This window comes from Pseudomonas sp. DE0010, assembly GCF_007680745.1.
In the GTDB taxonomy this organism is placed as follows: domain Bacteria; phylum Pseudomonadota; class Gammaproteobacteria; order Pseudomonadales; family Pseudomonadaceae; genus Aquipseudomonas; species Aquipseudomonas parafulva_B.
Genome location: NZ_VEJQ01000008.1, coordinates 39,659 through 50,237 on the forward strand (window position 1 = coordinate 39,659; position 10,579 = coordinate 50,237).

11 protein-coding genes are annotated in these 10,579 nt (G+C 61.6%); 4 read left to right on the forward strand and 7 right to left on the reverse strand.

Features of this window, described 5'->3' with window-relative positions; translation table 11 throughout:
• Positions 1-41: 41 nt before the first annotated feature.
• The gene (purU, locus tag FS767_RS08330; protein WP_023534293.1) at positions 42-893 is read right to left on the reverse strand and encodes a formyltetrahydrofolate deformylase; all 852 of its coding nucleotides are present in this window, start codon (positions 891-893) and stop codon (positions 42-44) included.
• 281 nt (positions 894-1,174) lie between these two features.
• On the opposite strand from purU, the gene mvaT reads away from it, so the two are divergent.
• Positions 1,175-1,552 carry a histone-like nucleoid-structuring protein MvaT gene (gene mvaT, locus FS767_RS08335; protein WP_144964834.1) on the forward strand — a complete coding sequence of 126 codons (378 nt, stop codon included), beginning with the start codon at positions 1,175-1,177 and terminating at the stop codon, positions 1,550-1,552.
• 71 nt (positions 1,553-1,623) lie between these two features.
• On the opposite strand, the gene sbcB is transcribed toward mvaT, so the two are convergent.
• From sbcB to FS767_RS08350, 3 genes are all read right to left on the reverse strand, one after another.
• Positions 1,624-3,057, reverse strand: coding sequence for an exodeoxyribonuclease I (gene sbcB / locus FS767_RS08340; protein WP_144964835.1), 1,434 nt, complete (start codon positions 3,055-3,057; stop codon positions 1,624-1,626).
• A 160-nt stretch (positions 3,058-3,217) separates the two neighbouring features.
• Positions 3,218-3,583 (reverse strand): PilZ domain-containing protein, encoded by a 366-nt coding sequence (locus FS767_RS08345; protein WP_058603253.1) that lies wholly within the window; start codon positions 3,581-3,583, stop codon positions 3,218-3,220.
• Between the two features lie 115 nt (positions 3,584-3,698).
• The gene (locus tag FS767_RS08350) at positions 3,699-4,085 is read right to left on the reverse strand and encodes a tol-pal system YbgF family protein (protein WP_144964836.1); all 387 of its coding nucleotides are present in this window, start codon (positions 4,083-4,085) and stop codon (positions 3,699-3,701) included.
• Positions 4,086-4,297: 212 nt separating this feature from the next.
• Between FS767_RS08350 and pyk the strand changes: the two genes are divergently transcribed.
• Positions 4,298-5,752: a pyruvate kinase gene (pyk, locus tag FS767_RS08355; RefSeq protein WP_027914526.1), complete on the forward strand. Its 1,455-nt coding sequence runs from the start codon at positions 4,298-4,300 to the stop codon at positions 5,750-5,752.
• A gap of 79 nt (positions 5,753-5,831) precedes the next feature.
• Here the strand turns inward: pyk and FS767_RS08360 are convergent, their stop codons facing one another.
• Positions 5,832-6,752: an iron-sulfur-binding ferredoxin reductase gene (locus FS767_RS08360; RefSeq protein ID WP_144964837.1), complete on the reverse strand. Its 921-nt coding sequence runs from the start codon at positions 6,750-6,752 to the stop codon at positions 5,832-5,834.
• 280 nt (positions 6,753-7,032) lie between these two features.
• On the opposite strand from FS767_RS08360, the gene FS767_RS08365 reads away from it, so the two are divergent.
• Positions 7,033-8,556, forward strand: a complete 1,524-nt coding sequence (locus tag FS767_RS08365) for a fumarate hydratase (protein ID WP_023534301.1) — start codon at positions 7,033-7,035, stop codon at positions 8,554-8,556.
• A gap of 107 nt (positions 8,557-8,663) precedes the next feature.
• Here FS767_RS08365 and FS767_RS08370 read toward each other — a convergent pair whose 3' ends face one another.
• Entirely contained in the window at positions 8,664-9,533 is an 870-nt protein-coding gene (locus tag FS767_RS08370; protein WP_144964838.1) for a carbon-nitrogen hydrolase family protein, read from the reverse strand.
• Positions 9,530-10,120, reverse strand: a complete 591-nt coding sequence (locus FS767_RS08375; protein WP_144964839.1) for a GNAT family N-acetyltransferase — start codon at positions 10,118-10,120, stop codon at positions 9,530-9,532. Before FS767_RS08375 ends, FS767_RS08370 begins: the two co-directional genes overlap by 4 nt.
• 115 nt (positions 10,121-10,235) lie before the next feature.
• Here FS767_RS08375 and FS767_RS08380 point away from each other — a divergent pair.
• The coding region (locus FS767_RS08380; protein ID WP_256674247.1) for a ketosteroid isomerase-related protein at positions 10,236-10,579 on the forward strand (344 nt) is incomplete at its 3' end.

Genomic DNA, 10,579 nt, shown 5'->3' on the forward strand with positions numbered 1-10,579 from the left:
GATCCTCACGTTGCTCAACAGGTCTGGGAGTAGCCCTGCGATCAGTCGAACACCACTGTCTTGTTGCCGTGCACCAGAACCCGGTCTTCCAGGTGATAGCGCAGGCCGCGGGCCAGCACCATTTTTTCCACGTCGCGCCCGAAGCGGACCATGTCCTCGATGCTGTCGGCGTGGGTAACCCGCACCACGTCCTGCTCGATGATAGGTCCGGCGTCCAGCTCTTCGGTCACATAGTGGCAAGTCGCGCCGATCAGTTTCACGCCACGCAGCGCCGCCTGGTGGTACGGCTTGGCGCCGACGAACGATGGCAGGAAGCTATGGTGGATGTTGATCACCTTTTCAGCATAGTCCTGGCAGAGTTGCGGCGGCAGAATTTGCATGTACCGCGCCAGCACGACCACATCGGCTGCATGTTCCTGCACCAGGCGTGACACTTCGGCAAACGCCGGGGCCTTGTCCTTGGGGTCTACTGGAACATGGAAAAACGGAATACCGTGCCACTCGACCATGCTGCGCAGGTCATTGTGGTTGGAAATGACGCAGGGAATATCGCAATCGAGCTCATCGCTGTGCCAGCGGTGCAGCAGATCGGCCAGGCAATGGGATTCACGGCTTGCCATCAACACGACCCGCTTCTTCTGGGCAGAATCGGTCACGCGCCAGGTCATGGAGAACTCTTCGGCGATGGGCGCGAACGCTTCACGAAAAGCCTCGATGCCGAAGGGCAGCGACTCGGCGCGAATTTCATGACGCATGAAGAACCAGCCAGTCTGCTCGTCGGAGTGATGGCTGGCTTCGGTGATCCAGCCGTTGTACAAGGCCAGGAAATTACTGACTTTCGCCACGATGCCGACACGGTCGGGGCAAGCGATCACCAGACGGTAGGTGCGCATGAATAAGACTCCAGAACTCGCAAAGGCGCTCATTCTAGCGGCACGCTGAGAAAAACGCAGTAATGATTGCGACGTGCTGCATAGGGCCGCTGGGCCTACCCGTGGGGAATCTTCTGACAAGATTTATGGATGAAACGGCAACCTATGTAAATTTTTGTTCACTTGGAGAAATACTGTCACAGCTTAACCAACTGTTGATACATCAATCATATGTTTACTTGCGAGAGTTGCCTGTTTACTATTGCTCCACACATTCCCGAACACGCATTAAGGAACACTCCATGTCCCTGATCAACGAGTACCGCGCCACCGAAGAAGCCATCAAGGAACTTCAGGCCCGCCTGGCCAACCTGTCTCAGGATGACAAGCTGAAAAAAGAACTGGAGTTCGAAGGCAAACTGCGCACCCTGATGGGCGAATATTCCAAATCGCTGCGTGACATCATTGCCCTGCTCGACCCTGATGCCAAGATGAGCAAACTGCCGCGTGGCGCCGTGAAAACCACTGGCACTAAACGCGCGCGCAAGGTCAAGCAATACAAGAACCCGCACAACGGTGAAGTCATCGAAACCAAAGGTGGCAACCACAAAACCCTGAAAGAGTGGAAAGCTCAATGGGGCGGTGACGTGGTAGAAAGCTGGGCAACCCTGCTGGACTGATTGTCCGTTGCCCGCTATTTGTTATTCGTAAAGAAAACGCCGGTCAATAACCGGCGTTTTTTTATGGGTTTTCAATTGACGGCGAACCGCGTTTGCAACGCGTTGGCATGCAGTTGCCAGGCAGTCAGCACTTGCCGCCCTGCTTCATCCGCGTCAGGCCAGGCTACGGCCAGGGCCTGGGCGAAATCACCCAAGGTATTGGGCGCACCCCAGCGGGGGTCAGCCAGACGCTGCCTACAAAAATCCTGCCATCGCGCCCGCTCTTCATCGTTCAAGGTGTCCGGAAAGTTACGCGCACGGTAGCGAAAGAGTAGTTCGGGCAGGCGTGGATCATCGAACATCCACTGCCCGGCGCCCAACTGTGCGGGCGCCAGCAAACGCACTTGATCGCATAGCCGCCGGTCACGCTGGCCGAGAAACCGCTCATACAATTGCTGTTCAGGATCTTCACTGGCCGCAAAACCGTCTTGTGTATAAATAAGCGCCAGTTTTTCCTGCCATTGATCCTGTTGACGGGCCAATGTCTCTGCGCGCCGTTGTAACGTATCCAGGTCGATCCCAAGACGCGCTTGATCGGCCGGTCGTATTACAGAAAGGGGCGCGACCACCGGACAGCGGTTGATCTGAATGAGTTTGAGCGGTACGGGCAGCTCGCCTTCGCCAAGTGTTTCCCGACGGGTATAGAGCCGCTGGCGTAAAGTTTCAGCATTTTCCTCAATCAGCGGCAGGGTTTGCTGATGCAGATCGCAAACAATCAATGCATTGCGGTTCTTAGGGTGCCAGGCCAATGGCAACACGACGCCCAGGTAATGACGCGCGGCACTGAAGCGCCCGGAAATATGCACCATCGGCTGTAGCAACCGTATTTGCTCCATGACCTTATGCTTGCTGCGAAGCTGAAACAACCAGTCGTACAACTTGGGCTGCTTCTCGCGTATCAGCCGAGCAAGGGCAATGGTCGCCCGAACATCGGACAGCGCTTCGTGTGCATGGCCATGCTCGATGCCATTGGCCTTGCTCAACAACTCAAGGCGCAGACTGGTGCGCCCGTCCTGCTGGGGCCATTGGATGCCATCGGGCCGCAAGGCGCACGCGGCTCTAACGACATCGATCAAGTCCCAGCGGCTGTTGCCGCCCTGCCATTCGCGGGCGTAAGGGTCGAAGAAGTTGCGGTAGAGGCTGTAGCGGGTGACCTCGTCGTCGAAACGCAGCGTGTTGTAGCCGGCGCCACAGGTGCCGGGTTGTGCCAGCTCGGCGTGCACCCGCGCCATGAACTCGGCCTCGCCGAGGCCCTTTTCGGCTAACTGTTGCGGCGTGACGCCCGTCACCAGGCAGGCAGCAGGGTGCGGCAGTATATCGTCCGATAGGCGGCAGTAGAGGTTGACCGGATCGTCGATTTCATTGAGGTCAAGGTCAGTACGTACCCCTGCCATCTGCACGGGCCGGTCGCAGCGCGGGTTGATGCCAGTGGTTTCGTAGTCATGCCAGAAAATGCTTGAGGTCACAGGGCCGTCCTGTTGCAGGGTCGCCCTGATTCTAACGCGTTGAGCCGGGCCTGACGTCGAGCCGATGAAGCTACCTGGGGCCAGTAGGCGGTGCTATGCAGCCCCTATTGGCCCGCGCCAGTCCCATGGGCGGGCATCAGCGCTCGGCAATACCGACCTGTCAAACCGAGGTAGAGGAGGCGCGAAAACTGAAGTACTCCTGCAGGGAGCGTACAAAGTCATCGTATTCGCGAGGGGCCTGCAACAACATGAAACCCGAATCGTAATACCCAGGGGTCTGGTCCTCGCGGCACCACAGGCAACTGGCCGTAAGGTTGACGAACTGATGCCCACCCCCCGTCAACGGCAGGCGCAACTGCAATTCGTAATCGGGGCCCACCATGACCGGCAGTTCGCTGATCAGCATCATGCCGTTTTCGGAGGCGTTGCCGAGCTGGCCCATCTCCTGGCCGTTGAAGCGATTGAACACTTTCAGGACAAAGGGCAGCTGGTGGCGGTCGATAAGTCGTTTATTGAATAGCGTCAAGGTCAGTCCGTCCGCGATGCCAGGAATGCCTGGTACTGGCGGTTGTTGTATCAGTTGAGTTACAGGTTAGCGCACGCTGCGACAAATCTCCCTGTCAATACAACACACCTTGGCATTAGCGCCAAGGTACGCTCGTCGCTGGCCTGGTCACCGCCGGTTCACCGCCGCGGTAGTGGCCGAGTTTCTCCAGCGTTTGCAGGCGCGCCTGGGCACGGTAGGCATATTCATTGCCCGGATAGCGCTGGATCAGGTACTGGTAGGTCTGTGCGGCATCCACATACAACGCTTGCCGCTCCAGGCACTGCCCACGCAGCAACGCGACTTCCGGGTGGATGAACGGCCGGGCGCGGCTGGTACGGTCGACCAGGGACAGCTCCAGCATTACCCGCTGGCAATCACCCCGATCATAAGCGCGGTAGGCATTGTTGAGATGGTGGTCCATGGACCAGCGGGTACACCCGACGGCACTGGCCGCGAGGGCTAAAACGATCAGCATGCGCATGGGACTCTCCTTTGCTGAACAGCATATCGGCCGACCCATCGGATTCTTCAACGATCGGCACTTACCGCGTTTGTCGACCGACACATACCAGCCAACAAACCCGTGCCCCTGTCACCTGCACAGTTTTCCAAAGCCAGGTAGTGCAACCTAACGATGACTACAGCCCGATTCAGGAGTAGCCTCTCGCTGCGCTTCACTATAGGAGTCTGTGCATGACCATCCGCCGTACCAAAATCGTCGCCACCCTTGGCCCCGCCAGCAATTCGCCGGAAGTGATCGAACAGTTGATCCTCGCCGGCCTGGACGTGGCTCGCCTGAACTTCTCTCATGGCACTCCGGACGAGCACAAGGCACGCGCCCGCCTGATCCGTGAAATCGCTGCCAAGAATGGCCGTCACGTGGCCTTGCTCGGCGACCTGCAGGGTCCGAAGATCCGCATCGCCAAGTTCGCCAACAAGCGCATCGAACTGAAAGTCGGTGACACCTTCACCTTCTCGACCGCTCATCCGCTGACAGAAGGCAACCAGGACATCGTCGGTATCGACTACCCCGACCTGGTCAAGGACTGTGGCGTTGGCGACGAACTGCTGCTCGACGATGGCCGCGTGGTCATGCGCGTCGAAACCGCCACCGCCGACGCCCTGCACTGCGTGGTGATCATCGGTGGCCCGCTGTCGGACCACAAGGGCATCAACCGCAAAGGTGGCGGTCTGACTGCACCGGCCCTGACCGAGAAGGACAAGGCCGACATCAAGCTGGCTGCCGAGATGGACCTGGACTACCTGGCCGTGTCCTTCCCGCGTGACGCCAGCGACATGGAATACGCCCGCAAACTGCGTGACGAGTCCGGTGGCAGCGCCTGGCTGGTGGCCAAGATCGAACGCGCCGAAGCGGTTGCCGACGACGAAACCCTCGACAAGCTCATCGCAGCCTCCGACGCCGTCATGGTTGCCCGTGGTGACCTGGGCGTGGAAATCGGCGACGCCGAGCTGATCGCCATCCAGAAGAAGATCATCCAGCACGCCCGCCGCAACAACAAGGCAGTGATCGTCGCGACCCAGATGATGGAGTCGATGATCCAGAACCCGATGCCGACCCGTGCCGAAGTGTCCGACGTGGCCAACGCCGTGCTCGACAACACCGATGCCGTGATGCTGTCGGCCGAAAGCGCCGCCGGGTCATACCCGATCGAAGCGGTCCAGGCCATGGCGCGCATCTGCCTGGGTGCCGAGAAGCACCCGACCAGCCAGCGCTCCAGCCACCGCCTGCACACTACGTTCGAGCGCTGCGACGAAAGCATCGCCCTGGCAGCCATGTATACGGCCAACCACTTCCCGGGTGTGAAGGCGATCATCGCCCTGACCGAGAGCGGTTATACCCCGCTGATCATGTCGCGCCTGCGCTCGCATGTACCAATCTTCGCCCTGTCTCCGCACCGCGCCACCCAGGCCCGTGCCTCGATGTTCCGCGGTGTTTACCCGATCGATTTCGACCCGGCATCGCTGCCGGCCGACAAGGTCAGCCAGGCCGCCGTGGACGAGCTGCTCAAGCGTGGGCTGGTCGAGCAAGGTGACTGGGTGATCCTCACCAAGGGCGACAGCTACCACACCATCGGCGGGACCAACGGCATGAAGATCCTGCATGTCGGTGATCCGCTGGTCGGCTGATCGGCTGACGAGCCAGGGTCGCTTCGCGCGCGTTCTCCGTGCGCAAGCGGCCCTGTGCAGGCACCACGGATACGTCGGCTCAGGCGTGCTCGACAAAGCTGTCTGCAAACACCTGCCCCCTCGGCACCCCAGCGGTGAACAACCGTCGGGCAAACCGTTCGACGCTGGCGGGCGCGCCGCACAGCAAGGCCAAAGTCTGTCTCGATGAAGGCCGCAGCGCAGCCAGTGCCTCCTCCAGCTGTGCGACCATCACCAATTCCACGTTTACACCTGGCAACTGCTGCAACGGCGCTGCCAAGTAGTGCCCTGCGCGGTCGCGGGCCACGTGCAGCAACCTGATCTCCCCCTGATGGCCTTGGCGCAAGGCTTCGCGCACGATGCCCCACAGCGGTGCAAGCCCGGTACCGGCAGCCAGTAGCCATAACGGTCTGTCCTGCCAGTCAAGGTCGTAATGCAATGCCCCGCCCCTCACCTCGCCAACGCGCAACACATCGCCCACTTCCAGCGCCCGCGCCCGGTCACAGAATGCACCGGGGTGCTGGCAATCGATATGAAACTCCAGGTAATCATCTTCACCCGGCAAGCTGGCCAGCGAATAGGGCCGCGCCACCCCACCCAACCAGAGCACCGCGTGCTGGCCCGGCTGGTAGCGGACGCTGCGCTCGGTCCGCAGGCGCAACCGCAGCACATCACCGAACCAGTCCAGTTCGCTGACAGTGCCACCTACACCGTCGCGCAACGGATCGAACACCTCCACGCGCAGGTCTTCGACCACGCGGCACTGGCAAGCCAGGCGCCAGCCCACGGCATGCCTGTCCAGCGCCAGGGCTTCTGGCAGGGCGTCGAGGGGCAACCCGTCCTCACACCGTACCAGGCAGGCATGGCAGCTCCCTGCGCGGCAGCTGTAGGGCACCCCGAGCCCTGCCTCGTTCAGGGCATCGAGCAAGTTGGCACCGGTCGGCACCGTCCAACAACGCGTGCCCACCCTAATTTCGGGCATGTTCACTCACCTGTTCAAACCCCTTGTGCCGATGGACGCGACCGCGCGCCCGTCGATTCTAATGCCCTGTCCTGTGCCTAGCAGCAAAAAGGATGCCGGCCACCGGCCAGACCATGGTCCTGACCACTCGCAGGTGTTTCACAGGGGCAGGCGCGCTATACTGCCGCGCCTTTTTTGCGTCGGCAGGCTGTCGGCGCGCCTTTGCAAGGCGTTTCGACAGGCTGGTCGGCTCCGTCGAACGTCTCACTGAATGTTCCCGTCTTTAAGAGGAGCGCGCTGCATGACCGTGATCAAGCAAGACGACCTGATTCAGAGCGTTGCCGACGCCCTGCAATTCATCTCGTACTACCACCCCGTCGATTTCATCCAGGCCATGCACGAGGCCTACCTGCGCGAAGAGTCGCCGGCTGCGCGCGACTCCATCGCCCAGATCCTGATCAACTCGCGCATGTGTGCCACCGGTCACCGGCCTATCTGCCAGGACACCGGCATCGTTACCGTATTCGTGCGCGTGGGTATGGATGTGCGCTGGGACGGCGCCACCCTGAGCGTCGACGACATGATCAACGAAGGTGTGCGCCGCGCCTACAACCTGCCTGAAAACGTGCTGCGCGCATCGATCCTGGCCGACCCGGCCGGTGCCCGCAAGAACACCAAGGACAACACCCCGGCCGTTATCCACTACTCCATCGTCCCCGGCGACAAGGTCGAGGTGGATGTTGCAGCCAAGGGCGGCGGTTCGGAAAACAAGTCCAAGATGGCCATGCTCAACCCGTCCGACTCCATCGTCGACTGGGTACTCAAGACCGTTCCGACCATGGGCGCTGGCTGGTGCCCGCCTGGCATGCTGGGCATCGGTATCGGCGGCACTGCCGAAAAAGCCGCGGTCATGGCCAAGGAAGTGCTCATGGAGTCCATCGACATCCATGAGCTCAAGGCACGCGGCCCGCAGAACCGCCTGGAAGAAATCCGCCTGGAGCTGTTCGAGAAGGTCAATCAACTGGGCATCGGCGCCCAGGGCCTCGGTGGCCTGACCACCGTGCTCGACGTCAAGATCATGGACTACCCGACCCACGCCGCCTCGCTGCCGGTGTGCATGATCCCCAACTGCGCGGCCACTCGCCACGCCCACTTCGTGCTCGACGGCACGGGCCCGGCGGAGCTCGAAGCGCCTTCGCTGGACGCCTACCCCGAGATCGTCTGGGAAGCGGGGCCAAGCGCCCGACGTGTCAACCTCGACAGCATCACGCCCGAAGAAGTGGCCAGCTGGAAACCGGGTGAAACCATCCTGCTCAACGGCAAGATGCTGACCGGCCGGGACGCAGCCCACAAGCGCATGGTCGAAATGCTCAACCGCGGCGAAGCACTGCCGGTGGATCTCAAGGGCCGCTTCATCTACTACGTCGGCCCGGTCGACCCGGTAGGCGACGAAGTGGTCGGCCCTGCTGGCCCCACCACCGCCACGCGCATGGACAAGTTCACCCGCCAGATCTTGGAGCAGACCGGTCTGCTGGGCATGATCGGCAAGTCCGAGCGCGGCCCGACCGCCATCGAAGCGATCAAGGACAACAAGGCCGTCTACCTGATGGCTGTAGGTGGCGCCGCCTATCTGGTTGCGCAAGCCATCCGCAAGTCCAAGGTCCTGGCCTTTGCCGAACTGGGCATGGAAGCCATCTACGAGTTCGAGGTCAAGGACATGCCCGTGACCGTGGCCGTGGACAGCAACGGTGAGTCGGTGCACATCACAGGCCCCGCCTTGTGGCAGAACAAGATTGCCCAGAGCCTGGCCGTCGAAGTGAAGTAACCCATGGCAACAGCGGGCGGCGCTTTCACGGGCCGCTCGCGTGCGCAGCCATGCGCAGCCCAATCTGCGGCGGCGGACCTTGATGCCAGGGCCCGCCGCCGTTGCGTTTAAAGACGTTCGAATTGTTCGGGCCAGTCCCTGCGGGTGAATACCTGCCCCTGCTGCCTGACCCGGCGCACGGCCTCCAGGTCCAGATCGCACACCAGCCAACGGCTGCACTGCGGGTCGAGCGATTCGCTCAGTGCCATTACCCCATCCCCCGGCATGCCACGATCAGGCGGCACGAACAGCCCTGCCCGGCCTAGGTTCTCGTCCAATGCCGGCGACCAGGGTGCCAGCCCTACGGTCGGGCTCTGCAACACGGCCAGCTGGTTCTCCAAGGCGCGTGCCTGAGCCCCGATCCGTACACGGTGATAGCCGCCTTCGGTGTCGGTGCAGCTCGGCGCCAGAATCAGGTCGGCCCCACGCTCTGCCAACCGGCGTGCCAAGAGCGGGAACTCATTGTCGTAACAGACCAGGATGCCAAGACGGCCCAGATCGGTGTCGAACACGGTCAACCCTTGGCCTGCGGCAATGCCCCACTGTTCCCGCTCGAAGCGGGTCATCATCAGCTTGTCCTGATGCCCTAGCGCGCCTTGGGGGCCAAACAGCCAGGCGCGGTTGCGGTAGGCGCCGTCGCTGTCCAGTACCGGCAGCGTGCCTGGTTGCAGGTAGATGCCCCAACGCTTGGCCAGGCCTGCACACAGGGCCTTCCACGGCTCAATCAAAGGCTGGATGCCTGCAATGGAGGCCGTCAGGTCCCCTCGCTGCTCGGGTGTCAGCTGCCCGCTGAGCACCAGCCCTGCATACTCGGGCAGTAGCAGCAGGCGCGCGCCCGCCTCCACCGCCTCTGCACACAAACCCTGCAGGTGGTCGGCATAAGCCTCCCAGGTTTCGTGCAGCTCAATGGCGTATTGGCAGGCCGCGACACGGATCAAAGGGGCAGTTCCTTGAGCCAGAACGACATCAGCTTGTCCGAGCTTTCCTGCTCGTCCAGGTCGCGCCAGGCATACCGGGTACGCAGGGACGGGTCATGGAGGAAACCGCGGTTGCGCCAGAACCCATGCAAGGGCTTGTAGTCGGCCGGGCGGCGCGGATGTACACCGGGCCGCTCCACGGCGCAAAACGCGCAGTAATCGAACTCGGCCAATTTGTGGGCATAGGATTCGCGTTCGATGAAAAAGCGTACCCCAAGCCCCTGCCCTCGGTATGGCGGCAGAACCACGGACTCGCCGAAATAGTAGACGCTGGCCGGGTCGCGGCCCTGGGCCACGAACGGCTCCTGGAACTCGGGCGCAACGTCGACCAGGGGCAGGCCCGTCGAGGCGCCCACTACCTTGTCCTCATCCATGGCCAGCACCACCAGGCTGCGTCCGGAACGGGCATAGGTGGCCAGGTAGTCGGCTTCGTACTCGGGCGAGCCATCGTAGAGGTAGGGGAACTCGCGGAACACGGTCAGGCGCAGACGAGCGAGGTCATCGATATAAGGCGCGATGGCGGCGCCGTGCAGTAGGCGTATTTGCATGCTTGGCGGTCGTTTTGTCGATGTGGATGACGCGCTCGGCTAAGCCGGGCTTGAGGGGAAACCCTATCATCCAGGCCAACGACACGCCTTTTCCCTACACGACAGGTAATGTTCCATGACCGCTACCGAATTGGTAAACGCTTACTACGCCGCGTTCAACGCAGGCGACATGCCAGGGTTTCTGGCCCTGCTCAGCGAAGATGTGATTCACGACATCAATCAGGGTGAGCGGCAGATGGGCAAGGCCAGGTTCGCCGCCTTCATGGACAAGATGAACCGCTGCTACCGCGAGCGCCTAGCCGACATCGTGGTGATGCAGAATGCCGACGGCAGTCGCGCGGCGGCGGAATTCACCGTGCACGGGCAATATGTGGCCGATGACGAAGGCCTGCCTGCGGCCACCGGCCAGACCTATGTCCTGCCGGCCGGCGCGTTCTTCTATATCCATTGCGGCAAGAT